This is a genomic window from Vibrio sp. 1978 (assembly GCF_033344345.1).
Genome location: NZ_JAWPOP010000022.1, coordinates 49,988 through 66,894 on the forward strand (window position 1 = coordinate 49,988; position 16,907 = coordinate 66,894).

Consider the following 16,907-nt stretch of genomic DNA (forward strand, 5'->3'; position numbering starts at 1 on the left):
TTACCCGAGGCTTGATTAAGGCAGAAAAAAGATGGCGGTCAAGAAACCAGAAAACATGACCTTTGAAGCAACCATTGAAGAGCTTGATAGCTTGGTTGATCAATTAGAAAATGGCGATCTTGCTCTAGATGATGCCCTGCGTAAGTTTGAACGAGGCATTGCCTTAGCTCGTGCAGGCCAAACTAAATTAAGCGACGCCGAACAGCGCGTGAGCATTCTTCTTAGTGAAGATGATGAAGCACCACTGAGTGACTTCAAACCAGATTCAGAATAACAATCAGTAGTGAGCAATGTGATGCAACAGACATTGACGTCTTTTCAACAAAGAAACAATCAGCAATTGAATTTGTGGCTCGATCAGCTTCCATGTCAAGAGCAGCCATTGATTCAAGCAATGAAATACGGCCTTTTGCTAGGTGGAAAACGCGTTCGCCCTTTTCTTGTTTACATCACAGGTCAAATGCTCGGCTGTAAACCTGAAGACTTAGACACCCCCGCCGCTGCTATCGAATGTATACATGCCTACTCACTCATTCATGATGATCTGCCAGCCATGGACGATGATGAACTGCGTCGAGGTCAACCAACTTGTCATATTAAGTTTGATGAAGCAACCGCAATACTGACAGGTGATGCACTACAAACCCTTGCCTTTACTATTATTGCTGATGGTCAATTAAGCCCGGCGGCAGAAGCTCAACGCATCAACATGATCAAAGCATTAGCGCATTCTTCTGGTGCCAGCGGCATGTGTGTAGGGCAAGCCTTAGATTTAGGCGCGGAAAATCGCCAAGTTTCTCTTGAAGAAATGGAAGAGATACACCGTAAAAAAACCGGAGCTCTGATTGATTGTGCGGTAAAATTAGGTGCATTAGCTGCTGGTGAGAAAGGTATCGAGGTTCTACCTCACTTGGAGCGCTACTCAAAAGCAATTGGTTTGGCGTTTCAGGTTCAAGACGATATTCTTGATATCATCAGTGACACAGAAACACTGGGTAAGCCTCAAGGTTCCGACCAAGGTCTGAATAAGAGCACTTATCCTTCCCTGCTGGGTTTAGAGGGAGCCATAGAGAAAGCTCACACTCTGTTACAGGAAGCACTTCAAGCATTGGAAGCTATCCCATACAATACTCAGTTACTCGAAGAGTTCGCCCGATATGTCATCGAGCGCAAAAATTAACACTATAAGCGCGCATTTATATGACTCTTGATATTTCAAAGTACCCAACACTGGCGTTAGCAAATACACCGGAAGAATTACGTCTTCTTCCGAAAGAAACATTACCAAATCTGTGTGATGAACTGCGAACGTATCTGCTAAATTCAGTGAGCCAATCTAGCGGACACTTAGCGTCTGGCTTAGGCACCGTGGAGCTAACTGTCGCTCTGCATTATGTTTACAACACCCCTATCGACAAATTGATCTGGGATGTTGGTCATCAGGCTTACCCGCACAAAATCCTCACCGGACGTCGCGATAAAATGCCAACAATTCGCCAAAAGGATGGTCTACACCCTTTCCCTTGGCGTGAAGAAAGTGAATATGACACCTTATCTGTCGGCCACTCTTCGACATCGATTAGTGCAGGTCTTGGCATGGCCATCAGCGCACAAAAAGAAGGTAAAGGCCGCAAAATCGTCAGTGTGATTGGTGATGGCGCAATTACAGCAGGCATGGCATTCGAAGCCATGAACCACGCTGGCGACGTTCATCCTGATATGTTGGTGATTTTGAACGACAACGAAATGTCGATTTCAGAAAACGTCGGCGCCCTGAATAACCACCTTGCGAAAGTACTTTCTGGCAGCTTGTACACTTCTATCCGTGAAGGCGGCAAGAAAGTGCTGTCTGGTGTCCCACCTATTAAAGAGTTGGTTCGCCGTACGGAAGAGCACCTAAAAGGCATGGTAGTGCCTGGTACTCTGTTCGAAGAGTTCGGCTTTAATTACATTGGCCCGATTGATGGACACGACGTCAATGAACTCGTCAAAACGCTGAAAAATATGCGTGAGCTCAAAGGTCCTCAGTTCCTACACATCATGACCAAGAAAGGCAAAGGTTATGAGCCTGCCGAGAAAGATCCTATCGGCTACCATGGTGTTCCTAAATTCGATCCAACGCATAATTGTCTGCCGAAGAGCAGTGGCGGTAAGCCAACTTACTCAAAGATCTTCGGTGACTTTTTATGTGACATGGCGGCCCAAGATCCTAAGCTAATGGCAATTACGCCAGCAATGCGCGAAGGATCAGGTATGGTGCGTTTCTCAAAAGAGTACCCAGACCAATACTTTGATGTGGCGATTGCTGAGCAGCACGCAGTGACACTGGCAACAGGCATGGCAATTGCGGGCGATCATCCAATCGTTGCTATCTATTCGACTTTCTTGCAACGTGGTTATGACCAATTGATCCACGACATCGCGATCATGGACTTACCAGTGATGTTTGCGATCGACCGCGCAGGTCTCGTTGGCGCAGATGGTCAAACTCACCAAGGTGCGTTCGATTTGAGCTTTATGCGCTGTATTCCGAACATGGTGATCATGGCGCCAAGCGACGAAAACGAGTGCCGACAAATGCTTTACACTGGCCATAAGCATTCTGGCCCGAGTGCGGTTCGATACCCTCGTGGTAGCGGAATGGGCGTAGAAATCGAAACTGAGTTTACGGCTTTAGAAATCGGTAAAGGACGCATGGTTCGCCAAGGTGAAAAAGTTGCTATTCTGAACTTTGGTACTTTCTTGGGTAACGCGCTAGAAGCGGCAGAATACCTTAACGCCACTGTTGCTGATATGCGCTTTGTGAAGCCGCTCGATGAGGCATTGATTCGTCAACTAGCCGCAGATCATGACGTGCTCGTGACGTTAGAAGAAAATGTTATCGCGGGTGGTGCTGGTACTGGTGTCGTTGAGTTCATGATGAAAGATAAAATCATTAAACCTGTGTTGAACCTAGGTTTACCAGATGAGTTTATTCATCAGGGAACACAAGATGAACTGCATGAAGAGCTTGGTCTCGATGCAAAAGGAATTGAAAAATCCATCTTGGATTATTTAGCAAAATAGAATGTAAAAAGGGATGCTCATAGCATCCCTTTTTTTACGGTCAACGTTTAATTCATCCAGCCCGCATATTTTGCGACTAGAAACAGGGCAACACCGGCCATAACTCCCGCCACGATATCATCAACCATAATACCCAGCCCACCGTGAACTCGCTTATCTAGCCACCCAATTGGCCAAGGTTTTACCATATCGAAAAAACGAAATAAGATGAAGCCAGTGATCAACCACTTCCATTCAGTGAGTGGAATATTCAGTGCAGGTACAATGCTCATCGTAATCCAAAAGCCTGCAAACTCATCCCATACGATTGAACCATGATCATGTACCTTCATGTCTGCAGAGGTCACTTGGCATATTTGAATGCCGATCACACACGAAATCAGAACAACAATGACATACGCCGTAAATGGTAATTGTGCCAACAACAAAAAGAAAGGCACGGCCGCCAGTGTGCCCATTGTTCCAGGGATAAACGGGGATAATCCACTGCCAAAACCCGTCGCCAATAGATGCCACGGGTTCTTTAATGAAATCAGAGAAAGAGGGTTGGTCATATCCTTAAACCTATACTGCTAGTTTGGTTTCAATCGTCATGCCTGTGAGTTGCTCAATAATAACAGGCTCTTGGCTAGAGCTTAGCTTAGATCATTTAAAGTGGTCGAAGCCACTTAAGTCCCAATCAAGTGGTTGATTGTTATCATGCAGCTCGAAGGTTCCATTTGGTCGGATTTGACCAATACATGTGACCTTACAGCCAGTATGAGATAAAGCGCTTTGTAACGAGCCTCGATTTTGCTCCGGCACGGTAAAACACAACTCGTATTCTTCGCCACTTGCTAAAGCATACTGCTGCGCGCTGATCTTATCATCTAAAAACTGGACTAATTCTGAAGAGATCGGTAGCTGAGAGACATCAATACTCACCCCAACCTGAGATCGCTGTAAAATGTGCTTAATATCAGAGATTAAACCATCTGAAATATCTATCGCAGAAGAGGCTAAGCCAACAAGAGCTTGTCCAGCAAGCACACGCGGAGAACTAAGGTAATGAGCTCGCTCTAGTGCTTCCGCGCCGGCTCTGCTGCGCAGAGAGTCATCTAGAATCACATCCAAGCCAGCTTTTGCATCGCCAAGGTTTCCCGTTACGTATACCCAATCCCCAGGCTTTGCGCCGGATCGCGTGAGCGCTTTGTCTTCAGGTACAAAACCTTGCACCGTGAGTGTCAGACACAATGGCCCTTTGGTGGTATCACCGCCAATTAACTGAATACCATAGTAATCAGCCAGTTCGAAAAATGCATCACAGAAAGGTGCAAGCCATTCTTCATCTGGCTCGGGCATCGTTAATGCAAAGCTCACCCATGCAGGCGTTGCTCCCATCGCTGCCAAATCACTGATGTTAGAAGCCAATGCTTTGTGTGCGACCCATGCTGGGTTCGCGTCGGCTAAGAAATGCGTTCCAGCTACCAATGTATCCGTGCTAATCGCAATCTGAACATTAGCTGGCGCTTTGACCAAAGCGCAATCATCACCAGCGGCTAGATGGACATCTTTACGTTGGCTCTGACGACCGACGAAGTATTTGTCTATCAGATTAAATTCACCAGACATAATTCACTTACTTTTTGATGTAAAAGCTTTTGATACAAAAAAGGTCAGCATGTGCTGACCTTTTCATTGAAGAAATCGTTATTTCTTACGAATGTGAGGTGCTGCTTTATCAAGTACACCATTCACAAACTTGTGGCTATCTTCTGCTGCGAAAACTTTTGCAAGTTCAATCGCTTCATTGATAACAACTTTGTAAGGAACATCTTCGCGACGAGTCATCTCGTACATAGCAAGGCGAAGAAGAGCAAGTTCCATCATATCTAAATCCTGCATAGGACGAGAGATGTATGGACGAATTTTGCTATCTAGCTCAGCGTGGCTAAGTACAACACCGCTTAATAGTTCACGGAAGTAAGCTACGTCTGTCTCTGGAGCAGCAAGCGCTGGCTCAGATGCATGAAGTTCTTCTTCATCGTATTTGTCGCCAGACAAAAACTGTTCTTCAATCTTGGCAACATTCTCTTTAGTAATTTGCCATGAGTAGATCGCCTGTAGAGCGAATTGACGTGCGTTACGACGTGCGGCTGGTTTCACACTGGCCCCCATTAGGAATCAATTTCAGATAGTACATTAATCATTTCAAGTGCGCTTAGTGCAGCCTCTGCACCTTTATTACCAGCCTTGGTTCCTGCGCGTTCAATCGCTTGATCGATCGTATCAACAGTCAAAACACCAAATGCTACTGGAATGCTGAATTCCATAGACACTTGTGCTAGACCTTTGTTCATTTCACTACAAACATAGTCAAAGTGAGGCGTTCCACCACGAATAACAGACCCTAGAGAAACAATAGCGTCGAATTTGCCAGTTTTAGCAACACGCTGAGCTACTAGAGGTAGTTCTACGGCACCTGGACAACGCACAACCGTGATGTTGTCTTCGCTTACTTGTCCGTGACGCTTTAGTGTATCGATCGCACCAGAAAGTAGGCTTTCGTTAATAAAACTGTTGAAACGAGAAATAACGATAGCAATTTTTGCATTTGGCGCTGGGAAGCCACCCTCGATCACTTTCATAAGCTTTCCTTTAACTCTATTTATAAGTGAAATATGTTCATCAAGTGAGAATCGCCGGATTCTAGCACAAATTTGTGAGCAATATCTAATGGAAATTGGAGGCAAATCACCGGTTCCTAGCCATTGACGAGTTAAGCACGTCAAAGACTAGGAACTTATTGTTCTGTTGTTACTCGCAGACGTACTCAACAACGTTCAGACCAAAACCACCTAACGCGTGGTACTTTTTGTTGGTCGATGACAGAAGACGCATATCATGTACACCGAGATCCGCAAGAATCTGTGAACCAACGCCAACACGGCGAGACGTGCCTTGTTTTTTAGCAAGCGTTGGGGCTTCACCTTTGTCTTGCGCTTCGAACATCTTCACGCGATGAATAAGTAGATCGGTCGATTCTTCATGGCCAAGAACAACCAGCACACCGCCTTCTTCACCAATGCGTTTCATTGCCTTATCTAGTGTCCAGCTGCGCTCTGCATTACGATCGCTACGTAGTAAGTCGGTAAAAACGTCTTGAAGATGAACGCGAACCAGTGGCGCTTTTTCTTTCAAATCGCCCTTGCACATTGCGTAGTGCACTTGGTTATCAATGGTGTCTTTGTACGTGACTAACGTGAACTCGCCAAACTCTGTCGGTAACTTACACTCTGCCACACGTTCAATCGTTGTCTCAGTGTTATTGCGGTACTCAATTAGGTCGGCAATAGTGCCCAATTTAATACCGTGCTTCTCTGCAAAGATCTCTAGATCTGGGCGACGAGCCATCGTGCCGTCGTCATTTAAGATCTCAACAATCACCGATGCTGGCTCTAAACCAGCAAGACGAGCCAAATCACAGCCAGCTTCAGTGTGACCTGCACGAGTCAGTACACCGCCGTCTTGAGCTGCGAGAGGGAAGATGTGACCAGGCTGCACCAAATCCGCAGCTTTAGCGTTTGGCGCGACTGCTGCTTGAACGGTACGTGCGCGATCTGCGGCTGAAATACCCGTCGTTACCCCTTCTGCCGCCTCAATCGAAACAGTAAAGTTGGTGGTGTATTGCGCATTATTGTCTTGCACCATTGGTGGCAGACCTAGACTTTCGCAACGATCTTTGGTCATGGTTAAACAAATCAGGCCACGGCCATAGGTTGCCATAAAGTTGATGGCTTCCGGCGTAATATGCTCGGCAGCCATGATCAAGTCACCTTCATTCTCGCGGTCTTCATCATCCATTAGAATGACCATTTTGCCTGCGCGAATATCATCAATAATTTCTTGTGGCGTACTGATTGGCATAGTCTGTTATCCCGTTATTCTAAATTTGTTATTGCGACAGCAATGAAAAATTACGTTGCATTGAATGCTAGTTAGGTCAATAGTTTGAGCTTTGCATCAAGCAAGTCAATGAATCTCGCGGTGTTCTGTGAGTCTGCTCTTTATCGCATGCCTCACGCAGCCACTCCCAAGACTTATGCAAAACCGTTTTGCTGTAAAAAGTCCATCGTGATACGAGACTCGGCCTTATCTTCTTGTTGTCCTTGCAGTAAACGCTCCATATAACGCGCAAGTACATCAACTTCTAAGTTGACTTTGCGCCCCACTTGAAACTGGTCAATCGTAGTTTCTTCACTCGTATGAGGAACGATCGTCAGCTTAAAAGCATTTTTACGTAAGTCGTTGACGGTTAGGCTAATACCATCAACAGTAATCGAGCCTTTCTCTGCAACGTACTTGCTAATTTCCGCAGGCATTGCAACCCAAAACTCTATCGCACGGCCAACTGAATTGCGTTCGACAATTTCACCAACCCCATCGACATGGCCAGAAACGATATGTCCACCCAATCGCGTTGTTGGCAACATGGCTTTTTCTAGATTCACCTTATCGCCTACTTGGTAATCAGCAAACCCAGTTTTCTTCAAGGTTTCTAATGACAGATCAGCACTGTAATAGTGGCTTCCGAAGTCAACTACCGTTAAGCAAACACCATTGGTCGCAATGCTATCGCCTAACTTAACGTCTGACATATCAAGCGTACCCGTTTCAACCGTGACGGTGATGTCTTCGCCCTTCGGCGTAATCGCAGCTAACTTGCCCACTGCTTCTACTATTCCTGTAAACATACTATTTCTTATCTAATTTCATTACGTTTTATGGTGGCGGTGATGCGAATGTCTACCCCAACCATACGAACGTCTGTAATGTTTAAATCTATGACGTCAGCCATAGCGCTTAACCCTAAAGCACCGATAAGCCCCCGACCATCGCTGCCCATGAGTTTTGGCGCAAGGTAAACAATGAGCTCATCTACAAGATTAGCCTTTATCATCGCACTCGCTAGCGTAGCTCCAGCTTCAACCCATAAGTGATTGATGTGGTGCTCATCCGAGATACGTTTTAATGTCGTTGATAAGTCAATTTGGTCAGCGCTGTCCAATAGAGGGATACAGTCTCCATCAGAGCGAACAATAACTCGTTCTCCATCGGTATGGAACAGCTTGAGCGCATCAGTTAAATGGTTCTGACGGTCTAAGATTACACGTACTGGTTGACGAAGCTCTTCTTGTAAATACTGCGCTTGAACACTATTAGGTAAGTCATCCCAGCGCACATTGAGTGATGCATTATCATCAATCACCGTTTTGCTAGTAGAAAGAATGCCACCACTTATCGCTCGATAACGCTGCACATCTTGGCGGGCCGCTGGGGAGGTGATCCATTGGCTCTGACCATTACTGAGTGCGCTTTGCCCATCCAAACTGGCTGCCATTTTTAATTGAACAAACGGCATGCCTGTACGCATGTACTTTATAAAACCAGGGTTAAGGGCAAGGGCATCTTGCTCTAACAAGCCGATTTGTACTTCAATTCCGGCATCACGTAACATCTGGATGCCGCGACCTGCAACTTTCGGGTTTGGGTCTACCATGGCGCAAACCACACGTGCCACTTTGGCTTTAATCAGCCCTTCGGCACATGGCGGTGTACGGCCGTAATGAGAGCAAGGTTCTAGCGTCACATAAGCGGTTGCACCAACTGCTTTTTCACCCGCCATGCGCATCGCGTGCACCTCGGCATGCGGCTCACCAGCACGATGGTGATAACCTTCACCGACAATTTCTTCATCACGAACGATGACACACCCTACATTTGGATTAGGGGCGGTGGTATAAATGCCACGTTTCGCTAACTTAATAGCTCGTGACATCATGGCGAAATCTAAATCAGAAAACGCTCTTTCAAGAGTGTGTTGAGTCATGAGCTACTCAGTCTTCTAGGCGGGCAATCTCTTCGCCAAACTCGCGAATATCTTCAAAGCTGCGGTAAACAGAAGCGAAACGAATGTAAGCCACCTTATCGAGCTCTTTGAGCTGGTCCATGACTAAATTACCAATCATTTCACTCGGAACCTCTCGCTCACCCGTCGCACGCAGTTGTGATTTGATCATACTGATCGCTAACTCTATAGAATCGGCACTCACTGGGCGTTTCTCTAAAGCGCGTTGAATACCGCCAACCATTTTATCTTCATCAAATGGTTCACGGTTGCCATTCGATTTGATCACTTTAGGCATCACTAACTCTGCGCTTTCAAACGTAGTGAAACGCTCGCTACACGCCAAGCACTGACGGCGACGTCGAACTTGATGGCCATCAGCCACTAAGCGGGAATCAATAACTTTGGTATCGTTCTCGGAACAAAAAGGACAATGCATATCACCTCCATATCTATACCAAAATAACCTCATGAGCAATCACGGATAACCACGCGTTCATGGTTATACGGACTCTATTAAAGCTATTTGGGTATAACGCTTTCAAACCGAAATAAAAGCTCATGTAGTGTAGCGGAATTGGTATGTTAGACAAAACAAAAAGGGGCGCAAAGGCCCCTTTTTCACTCAAGATCTCGTCGAATGTGTTAACTGCGTGCTAAGTAGTTCGCTTTACCAACCCACTTGTAGCTAGTTAGCTCTTCTAAGCCCATCGGACCGCGTGCATGTAGCTTTTGCGTAGATACTGCGACTTCTGCGCCAAGGCCAAATTGCGCACCGTCTGTAAAGCGCGTTGAAGCATTCACATAAACCGCCGCCGAACCGACAGAATTGATGAACAGCTCTGAGTTTTCCAAGCTATTGGTCATGATCGCATCTGAGTGGCTCGCGTTATGGACACGCATATGATCAATGGCATCTTTCACATCAGACACAACTTTTACACCAAGAGTGTAGCTCAACCATTCCGTATCAAAGTCACCTTCAACAGCATCGCGAATTTGTGTTGCTTGAGGCATCAGTGCTTTTGCCTTAGGCTCTGTCACGAAGGTCACTTTATCGTTCATGCGCTCTACGATCATTGGTAGGAATTGCGCTGCAATTTTTTCATGCACGAGCAGCGTATCTAATGAGTTACACGCAGATGGACGTTGAACTTTAGAGTTCTCAACCACATTCAGGGATTTCTCTAGATCAGCGGATTCGTCGACAAAGATATGGCTGATACCAAAGCCACCAATAATCACCGGAATCGTGCTGTTTTCTTTACACATTTTGTGTAGGCCAGCACCACCGCGTGGAATGATCATGTCGACGTAATCGTCCAACTTAAGCAATTGAGAAACAAGCTCACGATCTGGTTTTTCAATGTACTGCACAGAAGCGGCTGGAAGGTTCGCCTTTGCGAGCGCAGACTGAATAACCTTCACTAATTCCATATTCGAGAAAAAGGTCTCTTTGCCACCACGTAAAATGCTTGCGTTGCCGGTTTTCAAGCACAACGCTGCGATATCAATGGTTACGTTTGGACGCGCTTCATAAATTACGCCCACGACACCAAGCGGCACGCGACGACGAGACAGTGACATCCCATTTTCCAGTACCTTACTGTCTATTTCGCTGCCTACAGGATCGTTCAAGCTAATGACGTTGCGAACATCATTCGCAATTGCAGTCAATCGTTCTTCATTAAGCAAAAGGCGATCGAGCAGCGCATCGGTTAAACCCGCTTCACGGCCAAGTTCGATGTCTTTAGCGTTTGCCGCCAAAATAGCAGCAGAGTTTGCTTCTAGCTCATCAGCAATGATGGCTAATGCTTGGTTTTTTTGCGCAGTTGACGCTGTCGCTAATTCGAAAGCTGCATCTTTAGCAGCTTTACCCATATTCGTTAAATCCACTTTGCTTCCCTCTAATTCTATTCCTGAATGACGACCAAATCATCGCGGTGAATCACCTCAGAGCCATAATCATGACCCAAAATAGAGATGATATCTTTACTGTGCTTACCCGTAATTTTAGTTAGGTCATCACTTGAGTAGGCGCTGATGCCACGAGCCACCAACTTACCGTGAGCGTTTGTTACACGCGCCACTTCGCCTCGTGCGAAGTCACCACTAACTTTGATGACCCCTTTAGCAAGTAGGCTACTGCCCTTGCCGACCACAGCATTGACTGCACCATCATCAATAATGATGTCGCCCGATGCCGCAGGTCCCGCTAGAATCCAGCGTTTACGGTTCTCTAAGGCTTCAGCGCAAGGTAGGAAGCGCGTGCCCTGAGGTTCAGCACTTAAAGAGTCAAAGATAACATTCGGCGCACTACCAGCAGCAATAATAACCTCTATACCTGCGCGGCGAGCGATGTCTGCGGCTTGCAGCTTCGTTGCCATACCACCAGTACCCAATGTTGTACCGCTTCCACCTGCGATTTTACGCAGCGTATCGTCGATGGTTTTTACTTCCTTGATAAGCTCTGCGTTCGGATCTCTACGAGGGTCAGCAGTAAACAGACCTTTTTGGTCCGTTAAAAGCAAGAGCTTATCTGCACCACATAAAATGCCTACCAAAGCGGAAAGGTTGTCGTTATCGCCAACTTTAATCTCGCTAGTCGCAACGGCATCATTTTCGTTTACGATAGGAACAATATCGTTCGCAACGAGCGCATTAATAGTGTCACGCGCGTTAAGGAATCGCTCACGATCTTCTAAATCGGCACGGGTTAGTAGCATTTGGCCGATCTTGATACCATAAATACCAAACAAAGACTCCCATGTTTGAATCAAGCGACTCTGCCCCACCGCGGCAAGTAACTGCTTACTCGCCATCTCGTTGGGCAATGCGGGGTAACCAAGATGCTCACGGCCTGCTGCAATCGCACCAGACGAAACCATTACGATTGAATGGCCTTGTTTTTTAAGCTCAGCACACTGGCGTGCTAACTCAACCATGTGTGCACGGTCGAGCGCCAAAGTGCCGCCTGTCAGCACACTTGTACCCAGTTTCACAACGACAGTTTGTGGTTGTGAAACAACTGCATTTTGTTGATTCGTTGTCATGATGTCTTCTGAAGTGAAAAACAAATAAAGAGGGATGTTTTAACAATCAAATAGGGAATTAACAAGAGAAAAGGTGCGTTTTCGCACCTTTTTGTTTGGTATTAAATGAAAACAACCAAATTAAGCGAAATCGAAAGACTCCGTGTGATATTCGACTTCTAATTTGAAGTGTTCTTCTAAAGTATCAACCAGCTTTTGATGGAATGTGCTCTGCGTGAGATACACTTCCTCTACCACTTTTTTGGGAAGGGCTTCAGATACCCATTGCCCTTCTTTGTTGTACTTGCCAATATGATATTTAGCAGTAAAGCCTCCCTCGATGGATTCCAAATCCATCCACCAGCCCCAAAATTCACGCTTCTCAGGCGATTTTTTGTCGTCTACACATACAGATAAACAATCAAAATAATAGCGCCCTTCTTGCGATTGTGGTTCGCGCAGGTAAGGCCCTATCGCCTTCAACTTAGACATCAAGCGAAAGTGAGTCGGGCCCTGAGTCGTCTCTGACATATGAATCTCCGTTTTCATAGTTAAAAGTAAACACCCAAGAATGATTATTATTTTTAATTATCATGAGCTTATTTTTTGCTCAGATATATCACTCTTAACTAATTTAGGAAAATTGTCACCCTAATAATTCATCTTCTAGCCACTTTATGGCTAAATCGAGGGATTGCTCATATCCTTTTGTAATTGTTTTGGAACTGATTTTTTTCGCTCTACCATACTGGCTAAATAGAGCAACAAGTTGATTATCACTGTGTGGCGACACTGGATCGCCTTCAAGACTCAAAGCCAAAATAGGCACTTTGGTTTTTCGACTGCTCAGGAAGCCCTGAACCTTCAATGACCACGCCATCATCTGACCAGCCATGCTATTAATATCAACCGCATTTTTCCCCAAACGGGAAGCCAAAAGATCTAAGTACATCTTCGGCATTTTTTGCAACTTCTGAGGGGAAGTAAAAATATCATGTACGGGTGCGCCTAGAGCGACACAAGCTTTGATCTTTTCTTGCTCGACAAAAGAGAGTCTGATCATGGCATTACCACCAAAACGAAACCCAACTAACCCCACTTTGTGATGATCAACCCAAGGTAGCGAGTAAAGCTCATTCAATACCGCTTGATGTAGGCAACTTGAATTCTCGGTCAAGGGCCAATGAGAGCTATGCCCTACCGAAGGCATGTCCACGGTTAACATCGCAATATCTCGCGGTGCAAGACGATTACGGAACAAACGCCACATGTCGGTTTGTAGGGTATCCAAACCAGCGCTCACCATTACCACAGGCAACTGTTTATCCGTTCTTGGTAAATGGAGGTTCGCGATGATTTTGCGATTTTGGTAAGGCACTTCAATTTGCTTGATGGTGTACTTAGTTTTTTCTGCGCCGTCAGAATACGCTTTGTTTGCCAGAACTTGAGCTTGCGATGCCAAGTTGTCATTTTTTAAATGTGGGTAGCCTGCAATACTAAAACACAAAGAAGCAGTGAAGAGTTCATCCGCTGCCTCTTCTCCTTGCATTTCATTTGCTCGCTTCTGATGATCCATACCAAGCTTGATCCACTCAAATGTCCAGTTACCACTGTGATAACCCATTACAGTGTCTAACCAATCATCATTGGTTCGCGAGTGAGAAGATGAAGCAATTTTGGACAGTACGCCTTCCATTTCGATCGGAGACAATCCTTGCCAAGCCCATTGCAAGCGACGCAAATGACGATACCAAGCACGATCACCTTGCGCTTCTCGTTCATCAAGTATTTTTTTACTGGTCGGCATGTACTGGGTAAGCGCGGAGGTTTCTTTTGCTTGCTTATGTTTCACGAACAAAGTTTCGGAAAGATTTTTACTGACGTCTTCAGACATAGGAAGAACCCTAGGCTATTAGCATGATTTAATATCATAATAAAAAAAATGCCCCTATAAAGGGGCATTTCTCAATATTCTTTAACCGCGCTTATTTTTGCTTGCGGTTTACTGGCTCAGCATACTGGATTGACATATCCCAAGGCTGCTCGATCCAAGTGTCTTGAGCAATATCTACAACGTAATCATCCAGCAGCTCTTTGCCTGATGGTTTCGCACACACAGCGATCATTTTCGCTTTTGGATACATCTCACGTAGTTTGCGCGCTGTATCACCACTGTCTACTAGGTCTTCAACGATTAGGTAACCTTCGCCATCACCTTCAGGTGCTTTTAGTACCGTCATATCGCGCTGATGATCATGGTCGTAGCTTGAAATACAGATTGTATCAACGTAACGAATACCCAGTTCACGAGCCAAAATAGCGCCAGGAACCAAACCGCCGCGGCTTACCGCCCAAATTCCTTTCCATTGCTCAGCTGGCATTTGTTTCTCAGCCAGTTCACGGCAGTAAGTCTGCATTGCATCCCAAGTGATAATGAATTTTTTACTCATTGTAATAACCTAATAATTTGAAAATATGCATCCTCAAAATCTAGCGAAGTCACTCAAAAGCGGAATGCTCACTAACTTCTCCAAAATGTTTGGAGACGAGGATTTCAAGCTGCGCAAACGATTATTCTACCGAAACACACCGCTAATACCAACGGTGATATCAAAATTCTCTGCCTATTCCGCAGAAAAACCGTCTTCTGTGAACAACGTAAAAAAAGAAAAAGCCAGCGTGAATAAATCCACACTGGCTTTTTGCTCGAGAAATTAACCGACGAGGTATTTAACGATGAAGATGGCTGACATCACCCATACACTCATCGACACTTCACGGCCCTTACCGCTGAATAACTTGATCGCCGCGTATGCGATAAAGCCTAACGTGATACCTTCTGCAATCGAGAATGTTAGCGGCATAACTAAACAAGTCACAACAACTGGGGACGCTTCAGTTAGGTCACGCCAATCAATGCTTACTAGCCCAGACAGCATCAAGATCGCCACATAGAATAGCGCACCTGACGTTGCATAAGCAGGGATCATACCCGCAAGTGGTGAGAACAATAGAGCAAGTAGGAAGAGTACACCAACAACCACGGCTGTTAGACCAGTACGCCCACCCGCAGCCACACCAGAAACGCTTTCAATATAAGATGTCGTGTTGGAGGTACCAAGTAATGCACCTACTGACGTTGCTGTTGAGTCTGCAAGTAACGCTTTGTTTAAACGAGGGATGTTGCCATTCTCATCAGTTAGACCTGCTTTTTGAGAAACGCCAACGAGCGTACCTGCGGTGTCAAATAAATCGACAAATAGGAAAGCAAATACGACGGAAATCATGCCTACTTCAAACAAACCAGAGAAATCCAGTTGCATGAAAGTTGGCGCAATGCTTGGTGGCGTTGACATAATACCGCCCCACTGCACATCACCAAATAGAAGACCGAGCGCTGTAACGCCAAGAATGGCGATCATCACCGCACCTTTCACACCACGGTGAACCAGTGCAATCGTAAGAAAGAAGCCAATCGCGGCCAATACAGATGGCAATGATGTGATCTCTCCCATAGAAACTAATGTCGCTGGGTTATCAACGACGATACCTGCATTTTTTAATGCGATAAACGCTAAGAAAAGACCAATACCAGCTGAAATACCTGTTCGTAGAGAATGCGGGATCGAGTTAATAATCCACTCACGGATCTTAAATACGCTTAAAAGAATGAACAGAAGGCCAGAAACAAATACAGCCGCTAACGCAACTTGCCACGTATAACCCATTCCCAATACAACAGAGTAAGTGAAAAATGCGTTCAGGCCCATTCCTGGTGCCTGTGCGATTGGGTAATTCGCAACAAATCCCATAATAAAACAGCCGATTGCGGCAGCAAGACAAGTCGCGACAAAAATGGCACCACGGTCCATACCGGTATCCGACAGGATCGCTGGGTTTACAAAAATAATGTAAGCCATAGTTAGGAAGGTCGTAACACCTGCAATGATCTCAGTACGCACATTTGTGCCATTTTCACTGAGTTTAAAAAGCCTCTCGAGCATGATCGAATCCTGTAAAGGTAAAAAAGTAAACGGTTGCGTAATCGATTGGCAGGAATTATAAAGTTATCAAATAGCAAATTCTAGATAGAATCTTCACTCTAATGCGTTTTTTTTCTTTGGATATGAAACACATTCTCTAACCTATCAAAGTAGGCAAAGGAATATATTCTTACAAAACAATAGGTAACCTAGATAACACAGTTCCCTAAAAGAGAATAAAAACTGAGCAATGTACTAAACTTTCAGATGAAAAAGACCCATTTTTAACATGGTATCTAACAGATTTGATGGAAAAGTCGATAAAACCGAAGAATGGGGAATAGAAGAAGGCTTTGATCGCAATAAGTGAGTCAGGAAGAGAAAATAGAGATAAAAAAACGCCACCCAATTTGGGTGGCGGTGAATCATGTCAGCACTATCACTGAAAAAAAATTCCAATTTATAGGGGTGAACAAACTGTTCGAGTCACATGCGTTGACTTCACTTAGTAGCCAAAGCTTGTTGGGTATACAAAGTTACCGGTGTAAACAGACTTGCTATTCCAGAACATTGTACTTGGTAAACCTTTCATAACTATCACCTTTTAAATCAATTAAACATTCGTTGATTTCTCGGTTCCTTGGAGGCGATAAAACGGACTCATCCTTTGAGCATTTCATTCTTCTCTCAGAAGCTGGTTACAAATATACCACCAAGAAATTTAATTACAAGCATTTTAGTGATTGGAATCACAAAAAATACATAAATTGACCTTTATTAAAGTTTATATGTAATTAAATTACAATTTTATGAATTAAAAAATAAAGCCACTTTCAGAATGTATGATAGAGAACACATAGTGCTTGTTATTGTATTCACAAACTGTGACAGTTCTGAGAGAAATCCTTGTGATCGCGACTACTCGTACTCCTTATCTGG

At 45.0% G+C, this 16,907-nt stretch carries 17 protein-coding genes; 3 read left to right on the forward strand and 14 right to left on the reverse strand.

The window, feature by feature from the left end:
• Positions 1 to 31: 31 nt before the first annotated feature.
• From xseB to dxs, 3 genes are read left to right on the forward strand one after another with little or no spacing between them, the layout of a single operon-like run.
• Entirely contained in the window at positions 32 to 274 is a 243-nt protein-coding gene (gene xseB, locus R8N49_RS18760; RefSeq protein ID WP_005381566.1) for an exodeoxyribonuclease VII small subunit, read from the forward strand.
• Between the two features lie 21 nt (positions 275 to 295).
• Positions 296 to 1,180, forward strand: coding sequence for a (2E,6E)-farnesyl diphosphate synthase (gene ispA / locus R8N49_RS18765; RefSeq protein ID WP_132937049.1), 885 nt, complete (start codon positions 296 to 298; stop codon positions 1,178 to 1,180).
• 20 nt (positions 1,181 to 1,200) lie between these two features.
• Complete coding sequence (gene dxs / locus R8N49_RS18770) at positions 1,201 to 3,066, forward strand: 1-deoxy-D-xylulose-5-phosphate synthase (protein WP_132937050.1); 1,866 nt, start codon at positions 1,201 to 1,203, stop codon at positions 3,064 to 3,066.
• Positions 3,067 to 3,113: 47 nt separating this feature from the next.
• Here the strand turns inward: dxs and pgpA are convergent, their stop codons facing one another.
• From pgpA to R8N49_RS18840, 14 genes are all read right to left on the reverse strand, one after another.
• Positions 3,114 to 3,620 carry a phosphatidylglycerophosphatase A gene (gene pgpA / locus R8N49_RS18775; RefSeq protein WP_031780838.1) on the reverse strand — a complete coding sequence of 169 codons (507 nt, stop codon included), beginning with the start codon at positions 3,618 to 3,620 and terminating at the stop codon, positions 3,114 to 3,116.
• 91 nt (positions 3,621 to 3,711) lie between these two features.
• Positions 3,712 to 4,677 (reverse strand): thiamine-phosphate kinase, encoded by a 966-nt coding sequence (gene thiL / locus R8N49_RS18780; protein WP_005381570.1) that lies wholly within the window; start codon positions 4,675 to 4,677, stop codon positions 3,712 to 3,714.
• A gap of 78 nt (positions 4,678 to 4,755) precedes the next feature.
• Positions 4,756 to 5,223, reverse strand: coding sequence for a transcription antitermination factor NusB (gene nusB, locus R8N49_RS18785; RefSeq protein ID WP_005381571.1), 468 nt, complete (start codon positions 5,221 to 5,223; stop codon positions 4,756 to 4,758).
• On the reverse strand, positions 5,223 to 5,693 hold the full coding sequence (gene ribE, locus R8N49_RS18790; protein WP_005381572.1) for a 6,7-dimethyl-8-ribityllumazine synthase: 471 nt from the start codon (positions 5,691 to 5,693) through the stop codon (positions 5,223 to 5,225). Before ribE ends, nusB begins: the two co-directional genes overlap by 1 nt.
• Positions 5,694 to 5,862: 169 nt before the next feature.
• Entirely contained in the window at positions 5,863 to 6,972 is a 1,110-nt protein-coding gene (gene ribBA / locus R8N49_RS18795) for a bifunctional 3,4-dihydroxy-2-butanone-4-phosphate synthase/GTP cyclohydrolase II (protein ID WP_005381573.1), read from the reverse strand.
• A gap of 173 nt (positions 6,973 to 7,145) precedes the next feature.
• The gene (locus tag R8N49_RS18800; protein WP_005383626.1) at positions 7,146 to 7,799 is read right to left on the reverse strand and encodes a riboflavin synthase; all 654 of its coding nucleotides are present in this window, start codon (positions 7,797 to 7,799) and stop codon (positions 7,146 to 7,148) included.
• An 8-nt stretch (positions 7,800 to 7,807) separates the two neighbouring features.
• Positions 7,808 to 8,935, reverse strand: a complete 1,128-nt coding sequence (ribD, locus tag R8N49_RS18805; protein WP_017635684.1) for a bifunctional diaminohydroxyphosphoribosylaminopyrimidine deaminase/5-amino-6-(5-phosphoribosylamino)uracil reductase RibD — start codon at positions 8,933 to 8,935, stop codon at positions 7,808 to 7,810.
• A gap of 7 nt (positions 8,936 to 8,942) precedes the next feature.
• Positions 8,943 to 9,392, reverse strand: coding sequence for a transcriptional regulator NrdR (gene nrdR, locus R8N49_RS18810; protein ID WP_005381578.1), 450 nt, complete (start codon positions 9,390 to 9,392; stop codon positions 8,943 to 8,945).
• A 206-nt stretch (positions 9,393 to 9,598) separates the two neighbouring features.
• The gene (locus R8N49_RS18815) at positions 9,599 to 10,849 is read right to left on the reverse strand and encodes a glutamate-5-semialdehyde dehydrogenase (protein WP_017635685.1); all 1,251 of its coding nucleotides are present in this window, start codon (positions 10,847 to 10,849) and stop codon (positions 9,599 to 9,601) included.
• 17 nt (positions 10,850 to 10,866) lie between these two features.
• The gene (gene proB, locus R8N49_RS18820) at positions 10,867 to 12,006 is read right to left on the reverse strand and encodes a glutamate 5-kinase (RefSeq protein WP_017820604.1); all 1,140 of its coding nucleotides are present in this window, start codon (positions 12,004 to 12,006) and stop codon (positions 10,867 to 10,869) included.
• A gap of 120 nt (positions 12,007 to 12,126) precedes the next feature.
• The gene (gene crl / locus R8N49_RS18825) at positions 12,127 to 12,516 is read right to left on the reverse strand and encodes a sigma factor-binding protein Crl (RefSeq protein WP_005381584.1); all 390 of its coding nucleotides are present in this window, start codon (positions 12,514 to 12,516) and stop codon (positions 12,127 to 12,129) included.
• 115 nt (positions 12,517 to 12,631) lie between these two features.
• Positions 12,632 to 13,879: an esterase FrsA gene (gene frsA / locus R8N49_RS18830; protein ID WP_005381586.1), complete on the reverse strand. Its 1,248-nt coding sequence runs from the start codon at positions 13,877 to 13,879 to the stop codon at positions 12,632 to 12,634.
• Between the two features lie 91 nt (positions 13,880 to 13,970).
• Positions 13,971 to 14,435: an oxytetracycline resistance phosphoribosyltransferase domain-containing protein Tet(34) gene (gene tet(34), locus R8N49_RS18835; protein WP_005381590.1), complete on the reverse strand. Its 465-nt coding sequence runs from the start codon at positions 14,433 to 14,435 to the stop codon at positions 13,971 to 13,973.
• A gap of 264 nt (positions 14,436 to 14,699) precedes the next feature.
• Positions 14,700 to 15,989, reverse strand: a complete 1,290-nt coding sequence (locus tag R8N49_RS18840; protein ID WP_005381592.1) for an NCS2 family permease — start codon at positions 15,987 to 15,989, stop codon at positions 14,700 to 14,702.
• Positions 15,990 to 16,907 lie beyond the last annotated feature (918 nt).